Below are 17,935 nucleotides of genomic sequence, written 5' to 3'. Positions count from 1 at the left end.
TCATTCGATTGACGACCCCTTATGCCATCCCGATAGTGCAACTTTGCAAATCAGCATGTTGCACAGATGCATAGGGAGACAATCATGAAATCGCGCGCCGCCGTTGCCTGGGAAGCCAAGAAGCCACTGACCATCGAGACGATCGAGATTGGCGGCCCCAAGCCCGGCGAAGTGCTGGTCGAAATCATGGCGACGGGCGTGTGCCATACCGATGCCTACACGCTGTCCGGACTCGACTCGGAAGGCAAGTTTCCGGCGATCCTCGGCCATGAAGGTGCGGGCATCGTGCGCGAGCTTGGCGCCGGGGTGACATCGCTGAAGGTCGGCGACCATGTCATCCCGCTCTACACACCCGAATGCCGTCAGTGCAAAACCTGCCTGTCGCAGCGCTCGAACCTCTGCACCTCGATCCGCGCGACCCAGGGCCAGGGCGTCATGCCCGACGGCACCAGCCGCTTCTCCTGCGATGGCGGCGAAGTGTTCCATTACATGGGCTGCTCGACCTTCTCGAATTTCACGGTCCTGCCGGAGATCGCGCTGGCGAAAGTGCGTGAAGACGCGCCCTTCGACAAGATCTGCTACATCGGCTGCGGTGTGACAACCGGCATCGGCGCCGTCATCTATACCGGCAAGGTCTGGCCGGGCGCCAATGTAGTGGTCTTCGGCCTTGGCGGCATCGGCCTCAACGTCATCCAGGGCGCCCGCATGGTCGGCGCCGACAAGATCATCGGCGTCGATCTCAATCCCGGCAAGGTAGAGATGGCCAGGAAGTTCGGCATGACCCACTTCGTCAATCCGAGCGAAGTCGGCAATGATAAAGTGGTCGCCGCCATCCAGGACCTGACCGACGGCGGCGCGGATTTCTCCTTCGATGCCACCGGCAACACCAATGTCATGCGCCAGGCGCTGGAATGCTGCCATCGCGGCTGGGGCACCAGCATCGTCATCGGCGTGGCTGAAGCCGGCAAGGAAATATCGACGCGGCCGTTCCAGCTCGTCACCGGGCGCAACTGGCGCGGCACGGCTTTCGGCGGCGCACGCGGCCGCACCGATGTTCCGAAGATCGTCGACTGGTACATGGAGGGCAAGATCGATATCGACTCGCTCATTACCCACAAGATGCCGCTTGAAGAGATCAATACCGCCTTCGACCTCATGCATGAAGGCAAGTCGATCCGTTCGGTCGTGACCTTCTGATGGAGGGCGACGCTTACAAGGTCGTGCTCAGCGGGCTCGACGAGCTTAGCCCGCGCGACCTCTATGCCATGCTGAAACTGCGGGTCGATGTCTTCGTCGTCGAGCAAAAATGCCCCTATCCCGAGCTTGACGGCAAGGATGCCGATGCGCTGCATCTTCGCCTGCTTCGGGCCAGGGAACTGGTCGCAAGCGCGCGTATCCGCAAACCGGCGCAAAACGATCCGGCAGCGCGGATCGGCCGGGTCGTCGTCTCACCCGAACACCGCGGCAAGAAGCTTGGCGACCGATTGATGGTCGAGGCAATCGCGCAATGCGAAAGGCTCTACCCGCAAAGCCCGATCAAGCTGTCGGCGCAGAGCCACCTGAAGCGCTTCTATGAATCGTTCGGCTTTGTCGGGGTCTCGGAGGAATATCTCGAAGATAATATTCCACATGTCGACATGCAGCGCCCCGCGGCCATCGCATCGGAGTAGGCAGGAATGTGGAAGCGGCACAATCCCTTCTTTCTTGCCGCGATTGTCGGGCTCATCGCGCTGGCGCTGACTTTGGCGTTCGCGCCGCATGTTGCCTACGCCGCCGCTGCCAATGCATTTTTCTTGGTTTACCTTACGCTCTCTGCCATCAAGGTCCGCAAATTGACGCCGGAATATCTGCGCAAGAATGCCGCGCGTTCGGACGAGCCAGTCTGGATCATTTTCGCCGTCACGTTTGGTACCGTCGTGGTGGCCGTCGGGTCGCTTTTCGTGCTGCTGAATTCCGGCCAGAACCTCAATCCCGTTGATCTTACGCTTGGGCTCGCCGCCGTTTTTCTCGGCTGGATGACGATCCACATGATGGCGGCTATCCACTATGCCCATCTCTACTGGCAGCCGGATGAGTCGGCCGAGGGCGCGAAGCGCGAGCAGCACAAACCTGTGGGCGGACTGGATTTCCCCGGTGGCAAGGAGCCGGGCGGTATCGAGTTTCTCTATTTCTCCTATGTCATCGGCATGACGGCGCAGACTTCGGACACCGCCGTCACCAGTACGGTTATGCGCAAGATTAATTTGTTACACGCCATTGTATCGTTCTTCTTCAACACGGTGCTTGTTGCCGCAGCGGTCAACGTCGCCGTCACGCTCGGCCAATAACGAACACGACACGGGGAATTCATGGAAACACTATCGATTGCCAAGAGTTTCGAGGGTACGCAAGGCGTCTATCGCCATCGCAGTGACGCCTGCCAATGCGACATGACCTTCGCGCTATTCCTGCCGCCACAGGCGAAGGATGGACCAGTGCCGCTGCTTTGGTACCTGTCAGGCCTGACCTGCACCCACCAGAACGTCATGGACAAGGGCGAATACCGCCGCATTGCCGCCGAACTGGGCATAGCCATTATTTGCCCGGATACGAGCCCGCGCGGTGAGCATGTCCCGGACGAAAAGGATAATTGGCAGTTCGGCAGCGGTGCGGGCTTCTATCTGGACGCAACCCAGCAACCGTGGTCAACGAATTATCGCATGGCAACCTATATCGCTTATGAACTGGCTGAACTGGTGGCCGCCAATTTCCCGCTCGACATGCAGCGTCAGGGCATTTTTGGCCATTCCATGGGCGGCCATGGGGCCATAACGCTCGCTCTCAAGAATCCGGGGCGCTTCAAATCCGTTTCAGCCTTTGCGCCGATCACCCGGCCCTCCGTTGCCGGCTGGTCGCGCCCTGCCTTCGAAAAATATCTAGGCCCGGATGAGGCCGCGTGGCGCGCCTATGATAGTGTCGCACTGATAGAGGACAGCCACCGCGTACCTGAACTGCTGGTCGACCAGGGCAAGGCGGACGGCTTTCTTGAGGACGGTCTCAGGCCGTGGCTTCTGGAAGAAGCCTGCGCCAAGGCTGGCATCCGGCTGACGCTGAACATGCGCGACGGCTACGACCACTCCTATTTCTTCATTTCCACGTTCATGGCCGATCATATCGCCTGGCACGCGGACAGGCTGAGGTAAGGCGCAGCGGGGGGACTGCAGGCCACCCCCCATTACCTGGGATCGTTGGCGCCGGTGGCTTCAGTTCTTGCCGCTGCCCGCCTCGTGTAATTTCGCCAACACCTGGTCGAGCGAGAAGCTTCCGGGCTTCTGCCTCGGCGGGAACTCGACATAGCTTTGCAAATGCTCGCCAACGAAGGCCTGGGCTGGTACGAGAAGGTATGTCCGGTCCAGCCGCCAGTTGTCATATTGGTCGGATTCATGCTGGGCACGCTCGAAGGGGTCGGCGCGCAGGTCGAAGATCTTCGGAACCCGCAAGGTGACAAAAGGATCCTGCCACACGTCAAAGCCTTCCGCCCGCTGCTCCATGAACAGAATCTTCCAGCGGTCATAGCGAAACGCTGCGAGGTTGCCGTCGTCGGTCCAGTAGAAGAACTCCTTCCGCTTGCTTGGGCCAGTGCCAGCCAAGAGGTCGTGCTGGTCGTAGCCGTCGAGATGGACCTTGAAGGTCTTGCCCGCTGCCTCGTAGCCTTTCAGCAGCTTATCCTTGACGTCCGGTTCCCCAGCTGCCGCCACGAGAGTGGGAACCCAGTCCTCGTGTGACACAATCTCGTTGATCTCACTGCCCGGCTTGATCACACCCGGCCAGCGCATCATGCCCGGAACGCGGTAGCCGCCTTCCCAACTGGTGTTTTTCTCGCCATGGTATGGCGTCGTGCCACCATCCGGCCACGAGAAAACTTCTGCTCCGTTGTCGGTGGTCCACAGAACGATCGTGTTGTCGGCGATGCCGAGGTTATCGAGCTGTTGGAGAAGCTCACCAACCATGCCATCCATCTCGACCATGCCGTCAGCTTCAACCCCCAGACCCGTCTTGCCTGTCGACTCGGGCTTGAGATGGGTGTGAATGTGCATGCGGGTTGAATTGAACCAGCAGAAGAACGGTTTGCCGGCCTTGTGCTGCCGGTCGATGAAATCCTTGGCAGCCGCCAGGAATTCCTCGTCCACAGTCTCCATTCGCTTCTTGGTCAGCGGACCGGTGTCTTCGATCTTCTGCTTGCCTACCCTTCCGAAACGCGGGTCTTCGGTCGCATCATCCGTGTCAGTCGCAGAGCACTTCATGACGCCGCGCGGGCCGTACTTGGCGCGGAACTCAGGGTTCTTCGGGTAGTCAACGTTTTCTGGCTCCTCCTCGGCGTTGAGGTGGTAAAGGTTGCCGAAGAACTCGTCGAAGCCGTGAACCGTGGGCAGAAACTCGTTGCGGTCGCCGACGTGGTTCTTGCCGAACTGGCCGGTGGCATAGCCCTGCGGCTTCAACAGTTCGGCAAGCGTTGGGTCCTTCTCCGACAGTCCTTCCGGCGCAGCGGGCAGGCCGACCTTGAGCAGTCCCGTGCGGAAGCAGCTTTGTCCGGTGAGGAACGCCGCGCGCCCTGCGGTGCAGGATTGCTGGGCGTAAAGGTCGGTGAAAACCGCACCTTCCTTGGCAATACGGTCAATGTTCGGCGTACGGTACCCCATCTGGCCGCGATTATAGGCGCTGGTGTTCCAGTATCCGATGTCATCACCGAAAATGACGAGGATGTTGGGCTTTTTGCCCGCTGCCTGGGCTATAGCAGTGTTGCTGACAGCTGCATTTGCAACTGCGCCGATCGCTGACATGGCGAGCAGCGACCCGCCGGTCAACAAGATATCGCGCCTGCTCGGATCTCGCATAGTCTGCCATTGTGTCCCTCCCGTTGATCAGGCCAAAGAACAGAGAGACATGTTGCTGCGGGTAGCTCGACGTAATCACGCCCGTAGCACCTGATGTGATGTGCTCTGTAGGGTAGCCGCGCGAAGGGCACGCCGTGATGCTGGTAACAGGGCTGAGCGGCGTGCCCAACCCATCGATCATCGCTTTCGGATTTGTGCACCGCAAGTACGTAACGGTAACAACTCCTATGGGCGAAGATCCAGTGCGAAATCTCGGAAGGATGGCTTCTCACAAGTCCGTCTTGCGTTCCTTGGCGGGTTTCGCCGCAATATAGCGGCGAATGGCGAACTGAACCCGCACTAAAGGACGCATCCAACGCTGCTTGCGCGCTGCATGATATGGCCACGCAAGGAGCAAACCATTGCGGCCAGAGCGTTCAGGCTGAAGTGGTTACGCCCTACTCAAATACGATTGCCGGGGCGGACCGTCCGCCTCTCGCCGCCGCAAGCTGGTCCCATACTCGTGCCGCGATGTCGCGATAGGCCTTTGCCTGCGGGCCGTCGGGATTGCTGACGACGACCGGCTTTCCGCTGTCGGAAGTTTCACGGATCTCCATGACGAGCGGCACTTCGCCGAGAAACGGCACGCCGAGGCGCTCCGCTTCCTTGCGCGCGCCGCCATGGCCGAAAATGTCGTAGCGCGCGCCAGTGTCCGGGGCGATGAAATAGCTCATGTTCTCAACAATGCCGAGCAAAGGCACATCGACCTTCTTGAACATGTTGAGCCCCTTGCGCGCATCGATCAGCGCCAGATCCTGCGGCGTGGAGACGATGACGGCCCCGGCCAGCGGCACCTGCTGTGCCATGGTCAATTGCGCGTCACCGGTGCCGGGCGGCATGTCGACCACCAATACATCCAGATCGCCCCACTGCACCTCGCGCAGCATCTGCGTCAGCGCCGACATGACCATCGGGCCGCGCCAGATCATCGGGGTTTCCTCATCGACCAGGAAGCCGATCGACATGACTTTCAGGCCGTAGCCTTCCATCGGCTTGAGCACCCTGCCCGATATCACTTCCGGCTTGCCATGCAGGCCAAGCAGGCGCGGCATGGAAGGACCGTAAATGTCCGCATCGAGAATGCCGACGCGATGTCCGTTGGCCTGCAACCCCAGCGCGAGGTTGACCGCCGTGGTCGACTTGCCGACACCGCCCTTGCCCGACGCAACCGCGATGATCGCGCCGACGCCCGGCACACCGGCTTTGACCGGTGCAGCAGCGTGGCCATGCGAATGTGCGGGACTTGCGGACGCTCCTTGGGCGGACGCTCCTTGGGCGGGTGCACCTTGAGCCGGTACGCGCGGCGGTGGAACCGCGCCCGCCGGAGCAGGCCGCTGTGCGGGCCGTGGCGAGGGGGTGGCCTTCGGCGGCGCATCGTCGCTGGTCGGCCCGCCTTTCTTCTCGGCTGTCAGGGCAACGACGGCGCCGGTGACGTCCGGCATGTTCTTGACGACGCGCTCGGCGGCGGCACGCAGCGGCTCCAGTTCCTGGGCCCGCTCGGCTGGCACGGTGATCGAGAAGAACACCTTGCCGGCGGCAATGAAAATATCCGACACGAGGCCGAGCTCGACGATGTTGCTGTTGAAGTCGGGACCGGTCACTGTCTTCAGCTGTTCGAGGACCTGGTCTTTCGTCACGCCTGCCATTGCAATTCCATCCCTGTCATTCCTTGGCGCAATTCCAGGAAAAGTGTGAAGCGGCTTCCCAATCGGAATTGCGTATTACGAAGATGCTTTCAAATAGTGCAGTTGAGGCGAAACGCCAATGGCCATTTGTCCACGAAAACCGATCATGCACCGGCCTCGCCGCCAGTTGCTGATGGGTTCATGGCACGAAACACCAAGTCTGACACATGTTTTGCCAAGGTTGGAAAAGTTTCGCTCGAGTGCCATCCAATCTTGCCCGGGAACCGGCGAAAATGGCCGAACAATCATCGATTCTGGCCAAGCATTATCAACCTTGGCGCGCAAAATAGTTGTCTAGAGTTGAGTGACCATCCGATGCGAACCTGGGTGGCTCATGCGAACGAAAGTGATAGGCTTTTGCAGCACGAATGTCAGGCGTTCGATGATGAAAACCGATTCCTTCTCGTCAATGCCAAGGATTTCGGCCTCTTCAATGCCTGCCAGATCAGCGTGGAAAATGATTTCTGCCTGTGAAAACGGCGAGTGCGTGACCAGCCATTCATTGGGGCTGACCGTCTCGAATGTCTCATTGCGAATGGAGGGAACGGCGTCGAGATTGACCCAGCGGTCTTCATATTGATAGGGCTTGCCGTCGGAAAGATGCAGGCAGCGCACATGCAGCATCTCTTTCGTTTTGGCGAGGCCGAGCCGTTTGGTGACGGCCAGCGGCGCCTTCTCAACTCTATTCGAAAGCAGGCGAAACTGATAGATTCCGCCTTTGTTTTCAATCTCTTGACGCACGATCGGGATGACGAAACGCGCCTCCCGCATCGGGTGGAGCGCCACGCGGGTGCCAGCCTTGCGCTTGCGCACCAGGACACCGCCGCGCGCCAGTTCCTGCAAGGCGCGATTGACCGTGGCCCTGGCGCAGCTGAATTCGACGGCCAGCACTTCCTCGCCCGGAATCAACGCTCCGGGCGCCCAGACCCGTTCGGCGATGCGCCGCGCCATCTCGGCCTTGATGGCATGGAACGATTTGCGTGCAGTTGCCGTCACACTCTCTCCAGTATCGCTGCCAAGCGAGTTTTGTAGGTTTTAACGATCGCCGTCCGGTCGCGATGCCGGCCCTCATGCACCACATGGCGCCCAGCCGACCAGACATCGCTGACGGCCTGTCTGTCGCCCGCAAAAATCCAGCCGTCAAGCAGCCTGTCGCCGCTCAGGCCAAAAAGTGCAGCATTTTCAACGTCGATGGCAATCATGTCTGCCCATTTGCCGGGGGCTAGACTGCCGGAATCCCGGCCGAGTGCCTGCGCACCACCCGCCAGCGCGGTGTCGTAAAGCGTCCGGCCGCAGGACTTGCCTTCGACCGAGAGGGTAACGCGCGACACATCCCGCAACCGCTGGCTGTATTCAAGTTGGCGCAACTCTTCCGATGGCGAAATGCGGATGTTGGAATCCGATCCGGTGCCGAACCGGCCGCCTTCGCTCAAGTAATTGACTCCATTGAAAATTCCATCGCCGAGATTGGCTTCGGTCATCGGGCAAAGTCCAACCACGGCGCCGCTTTGTGCAACTCGCTGCGTTTCCTCCGGCGTCATATGGGTGGAATGGACCAGGCACCAGCGCTCATTGACCGGCAGGTGATCGAGCAGCCAGCTCATCGAGCGCTGGCCATAGGCCGCCTGCACCTCTTCGATCTCCGGTATCTGCTCGGCAATATGAATGTGGAAGGGCATCCGGCGGAACTGCTGCTCCAGCGCCTTAAGGTCGCGCTCGTTCACGGCGCGGATCGAATGCGGAGCGACACCGAAACCTGCGTCGAGGCTGACGCTTTTTGCAGTCTTTTCAGCGACTTGCGCCAGTTCAACATAACGCTCCAGATCATTGCCGAAGCGCAGTTGCCCGCCTGTCAGTGCGCGCCCGTCAACGCCGCCCTGCGCGTAGGCGACGGGCAGCAGCGTCAGGCCAATGCCGGTCGCGCTGGCCGCCGCTGCGATCCGCTCCGACAATTCGCTCAAGTTGGCATAGGGCTCACCGCCCGGCTGATGATGAACATAGTGGAATTCCGCGACGCTGGAATAACCCGCCTCGAGCATCTCGGCGAAGGCAAAGGCGGCGATCGCCTCGATGTCTTCTGGGCCAAGAATATCGAGAAAGCGATACATGATCTCGCGCCATGTCCAGAAGCTGTCACGCCCCGCCGGGCTGCGCGCTTCGGAAAGCCCGGCCATGCCGCGCTGGAAGGTATGGCTGTGCAGATTGGCCTGCGCAGGGAGCAGCCGATCAACAACGTAAGCATCAGGAATCGGCTGCACTATTTGGCACGACCGACGCGATGCGGCCCAAAGTGTCGATATGCAAGAGGACGTCATTTTCCCAACCGTTCAGCGTCAGGGCCTTCCGCGCAAAAACAGATTTCATCGCGTCTCTCATTTCTTCTCCCGCAACCGATTGACATAATATGTATATACATAATAATGATATGAGCAAGACCATAAATGGGGACGCTGCGAAGGCCGATGAGAAAAATTCTGTCCGGATTGAAGATCGCCACGCTGGAGCAAACCGGCGCGCCCTATGGCCTGATTGATAATGGCTCGATCGGCATCGATGGCGAGCGGATCGTCTGGGTCGGACAGGAGGTTCCAGGCGACTGGAGCACTGTCGAGCGCCAGGACTTCGGCGGCAGGCTGGCAACCCCGGCCCTCATCGACTGTCATACGCATCTGGTTTTCGGTGGCAACCGTGCCCGAGAGTTCGAGATGCGGCTGGAGGGCGCGAGCTATGAAGAGATCGCGCGAGCTGGCGGCGGCATCATTTCCTCCGTTAAAGCGACCAACGGCTTGGGCGAGGACGAACTTGTCGCGCAAAGCCTGCCCCGGCTCGATACGCTTTTGGCTGAGGGCATTTCGACCATCGAAATCAAGTCCGGCTACGGTCTCAACATCGAGGCTGAACTGAAAATGCTGCGTGTCGCGCGCCGCCTCGGCACAATGCGCCCGGTGCGGATCCTGACGAGCTATCTCGGCGCCCATGCTGTCCCGCCCGAGTATCGCGGCCGTGCTGACGACTATATTTCAGAGGTGGCGCTGCCCGGTCTTGAAGCAGCTCATGCGGAGGGTCTGGTCGACGCCGTGGATGGATTCTGCGAGGGCATTGCCTTCTCGCCCGCGCAAATCTCCCGTGTCTTTGCAAAGGCCGAGGCGCTCGGTCTGCCGGTGAAGCTTCATGCCGAGCAGCTGTCGAACCTCGGTGGGGCCAAGCTTGCGGCATCGTTCGGCGCGCTATCGGCCGACCATCTCGAATATCTCGACGAAGAGGGTGCGAAAGCCATGGCGACGGCAGGAACCGTTGCCGTACTCCTGCCTGGTGCCTTTTACGCGCTGCGGGAAGAACGCGCGCCGCCCGTAGCAATCTTGCGCGATGCAGGTGTTCGCATTGCTGTCGCCACGGATTGCAATCCCGGCACCTCGCCCCTTACCTCGCTCCTATTGACCATGAACATGGCCTGCACGCTCTTTCGCCTGACCGTGGAAGAAGCACTCGCCGGGGCGACACGCGAGGCGGCGCACGCACTTGGCCTGCAAGGCGAGATTGGTACCATCACGCCTGGAAAGCGCGCCGAAATCGCTATCTGGAACGCCGAGCAACCAGCGGAACTCTGCTACCGCATCGGCTTTAACCCGCTCTATCAGCTTGTTTTGAAAGCATAATCATGACCATCACACTTCATCCCGGCTCCGTGCCAATTTCTGTTTTGGAAACAATGTACTGGCAGGGAGGCTCCGCCAGGCTCGATCCTTCCTTTCATCCAGGAATCACGGCCGCGGCACGGCGCATCGCCGAAATTGCCGGCGGCAACGAGCCCGTCTATGGCATCAATACGGGATTTGGCAAGCTCGCGTCGATCAAGATTGAGGCTGCCGACGTTGAGACCCTGCAGCGCAATTTGATCCTCTCCCATTGTTGCGGTGTCGGCAATCCATTACCCGAAAACATCGTTCGCCTGATTATGGTGCTGAAGTTGATCTCGCTGGGACGCGGCGCGTCCGGTGTGCGGCCTGAGCTCATCAGCCTGATCGAATCCATGCTGGAGAAGGGCGTGATCCCGGTCATTCCGGAAAAGGGGTCTGTCGGTGCATCAGGCGATCTCGCGCCGTTGGCGCATATGGCGGCAGCGATGATCGGCGAAGGCGATGTTGTATTTGACGGCATGCAGATGCGTGCGGGCGATGGCCTTGCCAAGGCGGGGCTCAAGCCCGTCGTTCTGGCGGCAAAGGAGGGCCTCGCACTCATCAACGGCACCCAGGTTTCGACCGCCCTTGCCTTGGCGGGTCTCTTCCGCGCCCACCGGGCAGGTCAGTCGGCACTCATTACCGGCGCTCTTTCGACCGATGCCGCCATGGGTTCCTCGGCGCCGTTCCATCCGGATATTCACACTTTGCGCGGTCATCGCGGTCAGATCGATACTGGTGCCGCCTTGCGCCGGCTGCTCGAAAACTCGCCCATACGGATGAGCCATATCGAAGGGGACGAGCGCGTTCAGGATCCCTATTGCATCCGCTGCCAGCCTCAGGTGGACGGCGCCTGCCTCGACCTGTTGCGCATGGCGGCCCGGACGCTGGAAATTGAAGCCAATGCCGTGACCGACAACCCGCTCGTGCTGAGCGATGGCTCCGTCGTGTCGGGCGGCAATTTCCACGCGGAGCCTGTAGCTTTTGCCGCCGATCAAATTGCGCTGGCAATCTGCGAGATCGGTTCTATCGCGCAGCGGCGTATCGCCTTGCTGGTCGATCCGGCGCTGAGCTACGGCTTGCCCGCCTTCCTCGCCCGAAAGCCCGGCTTGAATTCGGGGCTGATGATCGCGGAAGTCACGTCTGCGGCGCTTATGTCGGAAAACAAGCAGATGTCCCATCCGGCCTCGGTCGACTCGACGCCCACTTCGGCCAATCAGGAAGATCACGTGTCGATGGCGTGCCATGGCGCGCGCCGCCTCCTGCAGATGACTGAAAATCTGTTCTCGATCATTGGTATCGAGGCACTGACCGCTGCGCAGGGTATCGATTTACGCAGTCCGCTGCGGACCAGCCCGGAACTGACCCGAGCCCACGGCGTTATTCGTACGGCAGTGCCGACACTGGATGAGGATCGTTACATGGCACCCGATTTGAAAGCTGTTTCCGATCTTATTGCCTCCGGTGCACTCAATGCCGCGATCTCTACTGATATTCTGCCGGTTTTGGACACAGACTTATGAGTGTTGTCGAAGTCGAACGGGGGTTGTCCCCGATCATTCTCGGGTTCCCGCATACGGGGACCGATGTTCCCGCCGATATTTGGAAGCGGCTCAACCAAAACGGCCAGCTGCTTGCCGACACCGACTGGCACATCGATCAGCTCTATGATGGGCTGCTTCCGGAAGCAACGACGGTCCGGGCGACTTTCCATCGTTATGTGATCGATGCAAACCGCGATCCGGAAGGCGTCAGCCTTTATCCTGGGCAAAATACCACAGGGCTGATCCCGGAAACGGATTTTGACGGCAAGCCGATCTGGCGTGACGGTGAAAAGCCCAATGCGGCAGATATAAAATCGCGGCTGGAGCAATTTCATCGTCCCTACCACGCAGCGCTCGCCGATGAGATCAAGCGGGTGCGTGAGGCTTGCGGCCTGGCGATTCTTTATGACTGCCACTCCATCCGGTCGCATATCCCTTTCCTCTTCCAAGGCAAGCTGCCGGATTTCAACATCGGCACCAACGAAGGCAAGAGCTGTTCGCCCGAAATCGCCTCGGCGGTCGGCCGTATCGTCTTTGCCGCACGTGGCTATGACGCCGTCATCAATGGCCGGTTCAAGGGTGGCTGGACGACGCGCCACTACGGCCAGCCACAGCTTGGCATCCACGCCATTCAGATGGAACTGACGCAATCATCGCACTTGGCGACTGAAGCACCGCCCTTTGCCCTTGATGAGGCCAAGGCGGAAAAATTGCGCCGGCATCTCAAGGACGTTCTCGGGATCATCGAACAGACCGCTATCAAATTGGGGAGCAGATAATGAACAATCCAAGGCATAATATCCGGGAAATTCGCAGCCCCCGGGGCAATGAGCTCAACGCCAAATCCTGGATGACCGAAGCGCCGCTGCGGATGCTGATGAACAATCTCGATCCGGAGGTTGCCGAAAACCCCAATGAGCTCGTGGTCTACGGTGGTATTGGCCGCGCGGCCCGCACCTGGGACGACTTCGACAAGATCGTCTCCACGCTGAAGACGCTGAACGAAGATGAGACGCTGCTCGTCCAGTCCGGCAAGCCGGTCGGTGTTTTCAAGACCCATGCCAATGCCCCCCGCGTGCTGATCGCCAATTCCAATCTCGTGCCGCATTGGGCGACCTGGGACCATTTCAACGAACTCGACAAGAAGGGTCTGGCCATGTACGGCCAGATGACCGCCGGTTCGTGGATCTATATCGGCACGCAGGGCATTGTTCAGGGCACCTACGAGACCTTCGTCGAGGCCGGCCGCCAGCATTATGACGGCAACCTCAAGGGCAAATGGATCCTGACCGGCGGACTTGGCGGCATGGGCGGCGCGCAGCCGCTCGCCGCCGTGATGGCCGGTGCATGCTGCCTTGCGGTCGAGTGCAATCCCGACTCGATCGATTTCCGCCTGCGTACCCGTTACGTGGACGCCAAGGCTGAGACGCTGGACGAAGCGCTGGAGATGATCGATCGCTGGACAAAAGCCGGCGAGGCCAAATCCGTCGGCCTACTTGGTAATGCCGCCGATGTTTTACCGGAACTGGTGCGCCGCGGCGTGCGCCCGGATATCGTCACCGACCAGACTTCCGCGCATGACCCGATCAACGGCTATCTGCCAAAGGGCTGGACGATGGCGGAATGGCGTGAAAAGCGCGAAAGTGACCCGAAGGCGGTCGAGAAAGCCGCGCGGGCGTCGATGCGCGAGCATGTCGAAGCAATGATCGCATTCTGGAACCGGGGCATACCGACACTCGACTACGGAAACAATATTCGCCAAGTGGCCAAGGACGAGGGCCTGGAGAACGCTTTCGCCTTCCCGGGCTTCGTCCCCGCCTATATCCGCCCCCTATTCTGCCGGGGCATTGGCCCGTTCCGCTGGGCAGCGCTTTCGGGCGACCCGGAAGACATCTACAGGACCGACGCCAAGGTGAAGGAACTGACCCCGGGCAACACGCATCTGCACAACTGGCTCGACATGGCGCGCGAGCGCATCGCCTTCCAGGGCTTGCCGGCACGCATCTGCTGGGTCGGTCTCGGTGACCGGCATCGCCTTGGCCTCGCCTTCAATGAAATGGTGCGCACGGGCGAGCTAAAGGCGCCGATCGTGATCGGTCGCGACCATCTCGATTCCGGTTCCGTTGCCTCGCCCAATCGCGAAACGGAAGCGATGAAGGATGGGTCCGATGCGGTTTCCGACTGGCCGCTGTTGAATGCGTTGCTTAATACCGCCTCGGGCGCCACCTGGGTATCGTTGCATCACGGTGGCGGCGTCGGCATGGGCTACTCGCAACATTCCGGCATGGTGATCTGCTGTGATGGCACCGGCGATGCCGCGGAGCGTATCGGACGCGTGTTGTGGAACGATCCTGCCACGGGCGTCATGCGTCACGCCGATGCGGGTTATGAGATTGCCATTGAATGCGCCAGGGAAAAGGGCCTGAACCTGCCGGGTATTCTTGGCTGATGCGCATTCTGCGCGCCGGCGATCACCGGCAAATGCCATGGAAGAATGGCGGTGGATTCACGACCGAGATCGCGATTTCACCGTCTGGGGCAGCGGTCAGCGATTTCGACTGGCGCATCAGCATCGCAAAAGTGCCAAGCTCCGGCCCTTTCTCCGCATTTGCCAATATCGACCGGGTTCTTGCCGTCCTGGACGGCGAGATGCGGCTGACGATCGGTGGTGGCAAGGCGGCGTTGATTGGCCCGGCCTCCCCGGCCATCGCCTTTCCCGGTGATGTCCCGACGAGCGCCGATGTTATCCGGGAAGTCACGGATCTCAACGTCATGGTTCGTCGCGGACGATTTTCGGCCAGTGTCAGGCGGCTTGACCAGGCGGATATTACCGCCAGCGCAGACGAAACCTTTGTACTGTTTCGTTCGAATGCGCTGGCTTCGAACAGAGAACAGTTTGGGCTCGATGACCTGATCCATCTGTCCCCGTCTGAAGCGATTGCTTTCGCCGGCACCCCTCAAACCGCCTGGCTAATCGAAATTCAGCGCCTTTAAACATTCGCCGTCGCTTTGCCGCATAGATTTCGGCGCCCGGCTGATGTATTTGAGCTTTCCGGCTGGAACATGAGGCGTTGATGCGCAAGACCTGGAACGATTGGCGATTGGCGGTGCGCATGCTGTGCGCATTGGCGCTCGTTTTCGTTGCTTTCGCGCACCAGCCGATCGAAGCGGGGACGGGCGGCCAGATCGATCTCGCTGCCTATACGCTGCCAGATGGCACTGTTCCCGTATTATGTCTCCCAGGCAGCGGCGACAAGGATCTGCACACGAGCTCCTGGCACGGCACCGGTTGCGAGGCCTGCAGGCTCTCCGGGTCGTTCATCCTGCCTGCGCCCGCCTCCACGGCCGGTCCAAAGGTCCAGCCAGCTCGTTCGCTAGCAATAAAGCGCGAAGCGATCCTGATCGCACGCAGCCTCTATCCCCCATCGGCTCCGCCACAAGCGCCTCCCCTCGCCTGACAGAAACAATGCGCCTTCCGGGGTGCGTCGCGGCGGGCCTGCAGATGCAGTCCGTCACCCTTTCTGCCAGACGAATGGAACACCTATGTCCGTCTCAAGCTTGGCTTCCGAGAAGCCCAATGACATCAGTCTTTCGCTCTACCGCGCCATCTGGCGCTGGCACTTTTTCGCCGGCCTTCTGGTCATACCCTTCATGCTCAATCTGGCCGTCACCGGCAGTCTCTACCTGTTCAAGGACGAGATAGACAATACGGCGTTCGCCTATCGCAATGTGGTGCAGCCGCGCGGCAAAGCCTTGGCTCCATCGCTGTTGATTGATAATGCCAAGGCAGCGGTACCTGGGTCGAAAGTATCGCGCTATCGTGCTCCCGCAGCGCCAACGCAATCTGCTCGCGTTACGGTTGGCACCGATACCGGCAATGTTCTCGTCTTCGTCGATCCCTACAGCGGCTCCGTTCTTGGCAAGGTCGGCGAGAAAGAGGAATTCAACTGGGTCGTCAAGAAGATCCACAGCCTCGACTATTTCGGTTCAGCGTTCAATCGCATCGTCGAGGCGGTCGGGGGTCTCGCGCTCATTCTCGTCATTACCGGCTTTTATCTCTGGTGGCCGCGCAAGCAGACTGGCGGCGTGATCAGCGTGCGGGGCACGCCGGACAAACGCGTGTTCTGGCGGGATATTCATGCGGTGACCGGCGCCGCAGCCGGGGCCCTGATCTTCTTCCTGGCAATAACAGGCATGCCCTGGTCGGGCTATTGGGGCGACAAGGTCAACGCGACGCTGTCTAGCGCTGGCCTCGGTTATCCGGCGCTGCTCTGGGACGATGTGCCGGTGTCAAAAATCCCAACTAAAGAAGTTTTGACCAACTCCGGATGGACCGTCGAAAACGCTCCGGTGCCGACATCGACGCCAAGCGCCACCGCACAGCCTATCGGTCTCGATCAAATTGTCGCTTCGGCCAGTGCTGCGGGTATGGCACCGGGTTTCGAGGTTTCTCTGCCGTCCGGCAAGAAGGGTGTCTATACGGCAGCTATTTTCCCGGACGACATTGCCAAACAACGAACGATCCACTTCGACCAATATACCGGCAAACCGCTCGTTGATCTGAAGTTTGCCGATTATGGCGCGGGGGCCAAGGCTATCGAATTTGGTATCGGCGTACACCAGGGCGAGTATCTGGGCCTAGCCAACCAGATCGTCATGCTCATGACCTGTCTCGCCATTGTTCTGACGTCGGTTTCGGCGGTTGTCATGTGGTGGAAGCGGCGCCCCTCAGGCCGTCTCGGCGTTCCGCCAATGCCATCGCAAAAGAGTGTATTTGCCATGCTGACGCTCGTCATTCTCGGCTTCGGCATCCTCTTTCCGCTTACCGGGTTCGCTATCCTCACTATGCTGGTCCTGGACCAGCTGGTCACGCGCATCCCCTCGCCTTTGCAACGTGTATTCTCTTGAACAATCTGAACTGGAGACATCCGATGAGATCCTTTTCCCGAATTGCCGCGCTCGCGCTGCTGGCCACCTCAGTTTCATTTGCTGCTGCTCAGTCACATGACCACTCCGCCATGGGCAAAGGTGACGCTGCCGCGATGAGTGATGACATGATGGAACCTGTAAAAGCCGGCGATCTTGTCTTGAGCGGCGCATTCACACGCGCGACATTGCCCGGGGCCAAGGTCGGCGGCGGCTATGTAACGATTACGAATCAGTCGAAGCAAGCCGATCGCCTGGTCGGCGGCTCAAGCCCGGCAGCCCAACGTGTCGAAGTGCATGAAATGAAGATGGATGGAAACGTCATGCAGATGCGTCAGTTGAAAGACGGGCTCGAAATCCCGGCTGGCGGCACCGCTGAACTTTCGCCTGGTGGCACGCACCTGATGTTGATCAACCTTACGGCGCCGCTGAAAGAAGGCGACATGATTCCTGTCACGCTTGAGTTTGCCAAAGCCGGCAAGGTCGAGGTTCAGTTCATGGCCGGGCCAGCCAATGCCACCAGCATGGAGCACAACTGATGAATTTCCGTCTTTTGCGCTTTGGGATGTGGGCGGTCATTGCCGCTCTGTCGCTCTTTCTGGTGTTTACATACGCGAATACTCGTTTCGGTAATAAGGCCGAAGCCGTGCAGCTGGGGGCGCCGTTCAATTTGACCGACCAGACTGGCGCGCCAATTACCGAAGCGGCCTTCAAAGGCCATCCGACAGCGTTGTTCTTCGGCTTCACCCATTGTCCGGAAGTCTGTCCGACGACACTGTTCGAGATGGCAGGCTGGCTCAAGACGCTTGGTGACGAAGGCAAGGATTTGCGCGTGTTTTTCATTTCCGTCGACCCCGAACGCGATACGCCCGATGTGATGAAGGGCTATACATCAGCTTTCACAGACCGAATTACCGGTATCACTGGCAAGCCCGACGAGGTGGAGAAATTTCTTAAGGCGTGGAAGATCTATGCCAAAAAAGTCCCAACTGAAAATGGCGACTACACGATGGATCATACCGCGTCGGTCATGCTGCTCGATCGCGATGCCCGGCTGAAAAGCACGATCGACTACAAGGAAAGCCCGGACGTTGCGATGAAGAAATTACGGCTGCTGATCGCAGGTTGATCCCGACAACATTGCCCCCGTTTCGGCGGGGGCGCGCATGCTCATTTTGTGGCAATCCGAA

At 59.8% G+C, this 17,935-nt stretch carries 18 protein-coding genes; 13 read left to right on the top strand and 5 right to left on the bottom strand.

What is annotated here, in order from left to right; translation table 11 throughout:
* Positions 1 to 84 precede the first annotated feature (84 nt).
* From N8E89_RS08710 to fghA, 4 genes are read left to right on the top strand one after another with little or no spacing between them, the layout of a single operon-like run.
* The gene (locus tag N8E89_RS08710) at positions 85 to 1,197 is read left to right on the top strand and encodes an S-(hydroxymethyl)glutathione dehydrogenase/class III alcohol dehydrogenase (protein WP_106662515.1); all 1,113 of its coding nucleotides are present in this window, start codon (positions 85 to 87) and stop codon (positions 1,195 to 1,197) included.
* Positions 1,197 to 1,670 (top strand): GNAT family N-acetyltransferase, encoded by a 474-nt coding sequence (locus N8E89_RS08705; RefSeq protein WP_113172444.1) that lies wholly within the window; start codon positions 1,197 to 1,199, stop codon positions 1,668 to 1,670. Before N8E89_RS08710 ends, N8E89_RS08705 begins: the two co-directional genes overlap by 1 nt.
* 6 nt (positions 1,671 to 1,676) lie before the next feature.
* Positions 1,677 to 2,327 carry a DUF1345 domain-containing protein gene (locus tag N8E89_RS08700; RefSeq protein WP_262261737.1) on the top strand — a complete coding sequence of 217 codons (651 nt, stop codon included), beginning with the start codon at positions 1,677 to 1,679 and terminating at the stop codon, positions 2,325 to 2,327.
* Between the two features lie 21 nt (positions 2,328 to 2,348).
* The gene (fghA, locus tag N8E89_RS08695) at positions 2,349 to 3,182 is read left to right on the top strand and encodes an S-formylglutathione hydrolase (protein WP_262261735.1); all 834 of its coding nucleotides are present in this window, start codon (positions 2,349 to 2,351) and stop codon (positions 3,180 to 3,182) included.
* 60 nt (positions 3,183 to 3,242) lie between these two features.
* Here fghA and N8E89_RS08690 read toward each other — a convergent pair whose 3' ends face one another.
* The 5 genes from N8E89_RS08690 to N8E89_RS08670 form a co-directional block, all read right to left on the bottom strand.
* Positions 3,243 to 4,874 carry an arylsulfatase gene (locus tag N8E89_RS08690; RefSeq protein WP_262261733.1) on the bottom strand — a complete coding sequence of 544 codons (1,632 nt, stop codon included), beginning with the start codon at positions 4,872 to 4,874 and terminating at the stop codon, positions 3,243 to 3,245.
* A gap of 437 nt (positions 4,875 to 5,311) precedes the next feature.
* Positions 5,312 to 6,559: an Mrp/NBP35 family ATP-binding protein gene (locus tag N8E89_RS08685; RefSeq protein ID WP_262261732.1), complete on the bottom strand. Its 1,248-nt coding sequence runs from the start codon at positions 6,557 to 6,559 to the stop codon at positions 5,312 to 5,314.
* A 333-nt stretch (positions 6,560 to 6,892) separates the two neighbouring features.
* Positions 6,893 to 7,594 carry a histidine utilization transcriptional repressor HutC gene (locus N8E89_RS08680; protein WP_262261731.1) on the bottom strand — a complete coding sequence of 234 codons (702 nt, stop codon included), beginning with the start codon at positions 7,592 to 7,594 and terminating at the stop codon, positions 6,893 to 6,895.
* Positions 7,591 to 8,856: a formimidoylglutamate deiminase gene (locus N8E89_RS08675; RefSeq protein WP_262261730.1), complete on the bottom strand. Its 1,266-nt coding sequence runs from the start codon at positions 8,854 to 8,856 to the stop codon at positions 7,591 to 7,593. The genes N8E89_RS08680 and N8E89_RS08675 overlap by 4 nt, the downstream gene beginning before the upstream one ends.
* Positions 8,840 to 8,962 (bottom strand): hypothetical protein, encoded by a 123-nt coding sequence (locus N8E89_RS08670; protein WP_262261729.1) that lies wholly within the window; start codon positions 8,960 to 8,962, stop codon positions 8,840 to 8,842. Before N8E89_RS08670 ends, N8E89_RS08675 begins: the two co-directional genes overlap by 17 nt.
* Positions 8,963 to 9,060: 98 nt before the next feature.
* Here N8E89_RS08670 and hutI point away from each other — a divergent pair, with 98 nt between their 5' ends.
* From hutI to N8E89_RS08625, 9 genes are all read left to right on the top strand, one after another.
* Positions 9,061 to 10,254: an imidazolonepropionase gene (hutI, locus tag N8E89_RS08665; protein WP_262261728.1), complete on the top strand. Its 1,194-nt coding sequence runs from the start codon at positions 9,061 to 9,063 to the stop codon at positions 10,252 to 10,254.
* 2 nt (positions 10,255 to 10,256) lie between these two features.
* Positions 10,257 to 11,798, top strand: a complete 1,542-nt coding sequence (gene hutH / locus N8E89_RS08660; RefSeq protein WP_113172451.1) for a histidine ammonia-lyase — start codon at positions 10,257 to 10,259, stop codon at positions 11,796 to 11,798.
* Entirely contained in the window at positions 11,795 to 12,598 is an 804-nt protein-coding gene (gene hutG, locus N8E89_RS08655; RefSeq protein WP_262261727.1) for an N-formylglutamate deformylase, read from the top strand. Before hutH ends, hutG begins: the two co-directional genes overlap by 4 nt.
* Positions 12,598 to 14,268 (top strand): urocanate hydratase, encoded by a 1,671-nt coding sequence (gene hutU / locus N8E89_RS08650; protein ID WP_113172452.1) that lies wholly within the window; start codon positions 12,598 to 12,600, stop codon positions 14,266 to 14,268. Before hutG ends, hutU begins: the two co-directional genes overlap by 1 nt.
* Positions 14,268 to 14,813, top strand: a complete 546-nt coding sequence (locus N8E89_RS08645; protein WP_262261725.1) for a HutD/Ves family protein — start codon at positions 14,268 to 14,270, stop codon at positions 14,811 to 14,813. Before hutU ends, N8E89_RS08645 begins: the two co-directional genes overlap by 1 nt.
* An 80-nt stretch (positions 14,814 to 14,893) precedes the next feature.
* On the top strand, positions 14,894 to 15,277 hold the full coding sequence (locus N8E89_RS08640; RefSeq protein ID WP_113172454.1) for a hypothetical protein: 384 nt from the start codon (positions 14,894 to 14,896) through the stop codon (positions 15,275 to 15,277).
* An 85-nt stretch (positions 15,278 to 15,362) separates the two neighbouring features.
* Positions 15,363 to 16,727, top strand: a complete 1,365-nt coding sequence (locus tag N8E89_RS08635; protein WP_262261723.1) for a PepSY-associated TM helix domain-containing protein — start codon at positions 15,363 to 15,365, stop codon at positions 16,725 to 16,727.
* Positions 16,728 to 16,750: 23 nt separating this feature from the next.
* On the top strand, positions 16,751 to 17,284 hold the full coding sequence (locus N8E89_RS08630; RefSeq protein WP_262261722.1) for a copper chaperone PCu(A)C: 534 nt from the start codon (positions 16,751 to 16,753) through the stop codon (positions 17,282 to 17,284).
* Positions 17,284 to 17,874: an SCO family protein gene (locus tag N8E89_RS08625; RefSeq protein WP_262261721.1), complete on the top strand. Its 591-nt coding sequence runs from the start codon at positions 17,284 to 17,286 to the stop codon at positions 17,872 to 17,874. The genes N8E89_RS08630 and N8E89_RS08625 overlap by 1 nt, the downstream gene beginning before the upstream one ends.
* Positions 17,875 to 17,935: the final 61 nt, after the last annotated feature.

Origin of the sequence: Phyllobacterium sp. A18/5-2, from assembly GCF_025452215.1 — a bacterium.
In the GTDB taxonomy this organism is placed as follows: Bacteria; Pseudomonadota; Alphaproteobacteria; order Rhizobiales; family Rhizobiaceae; genus Phyllobacterium; species Phyllobacterium sophorae.
Note: the sequence above shows the minus strand (reverse complement) of the source record. Positions and strands in the feature narration are given on the sequence as shown.

What these genes read in the sequence shown, in the direction of transcription:
- N8E89_RS08710 (WP_106662515.1), top strand. Translation starts at nt 85, where the DNA reads ATGAAATCGCGCGCCGCCGTTGCCTGGGAAGCCAAGAAGCCACTGACC.
- N8E89_RS08705 (WP_113172444.1), top strand. Translation starts at nt 1,197, where the DNA reads ATGGAGGGCGACGCTTACAAGGTCGTGCTCAGCGGGCTCGACGAGCTT.
- N8E89_RS08700 (WP_262261737.1), top strand. Translation starts at nt 1,677, where the DNA reads ATGTGGAAGCGGCACAATCCCTTCTTTCTTGCCGCGATTGTCGGGCTC.
- fghA (WP_262261735.1), top strand. Translation starts at nt 2,349, where the DNA reads ATGGAAACACTATCGATTGCCAAGAGTTTCGAGGGTACGCAAGGCGTC.
- N8E89_RS08690 (WP_262261733.1), bottom strand. Translation starts at nt 4,874, where the DNA reads ATGCGAGATCCGAGCAGGCGCGATATCTTGTTGACCGGCGGGTCGCTG.
- N8E89_RS08685 (WP_262261732.1), bottom strand. Translation starts at nt 6,559, where the DNA reads ATGGCAGGCGTGACGAAAGACCAGGTCCTCGAACAGCTGAAGACAGTG.
- N8E89_RS08670 (WP_262261729.1), bottom strand. Translation starts at nt 8,962, where the DNA reads ATGAAATCTGTTTTTGCGCGGAAGGCCCTGACGCTGAACGGTTGGGAA.
- hutI (WP_262261728.1), top strand. Translation starts at nt 9,061, where the DNA reads ATGAGAAAAATTCTGTCCGGATTGAAGATCGCCACGCTGGAGCAAACC.
- hutH (WP_113172451.1), top strand. Translation starts at nt 10,257, where the DNA reads ATGACCATCACACTTCATCCCGGCTCCGTGCCAATTTCTGTTTTGGAA.
- hutG (WP_262261727.1), top strand. Translation starts at nt 11,795, where the DNA reads ATGAGTGTTGTCGAAGTCGAACGGGGGTTGTCCCCGATCATTCTCGGG.
- hutU (WP_113172452.1), top strand. Translation starts at nt 12,598, where the DNA reads ATGAACAATCCAAGGCATAATATCCGGGAAATTCGCAGCCCCCGGGGC.
- N8E89_RS08645 (WP_262261725.1), top strand. Translation starts at nt 14,268, where the DNA reads ATGCGCATTCTGCGCGCCGGCGATCACCGGCAAATGCCATGGAAGAAT.
- N8E89_RS08640 (WP_113172454.1), top strand. Translation starts at nt 14,894, where the DNA reads ATGCGCAAGACCTGGAACGATTGGCGATTGGCGGTGCGCATGCTGTGC.
- N8E89_RS08635 (WP_262261723.1), top strand. Translation starts at nt 15,363, where the DNA reads ATGTCCGTCTCAAGCTTGGCTTCCGAGAAGCCCAATGACATCAGTCTT.
- N8E89_RS08630 (WP_262261722.1), top strand. Translation starts at nt 16,751, where the DNA reads ATGAGATCCTTTTCCCGAATTGCCGCGCTCGCGCTGCTGGCCACCTCA.
- N8E89_RS08625 (WP_262261721.1), top strand. Translation starts at nt 17,284, where the DNA reads ATGAATTTCCGTCTTTTGCGCTTTGGGATGTGGGCGGTCATTGCCGCT.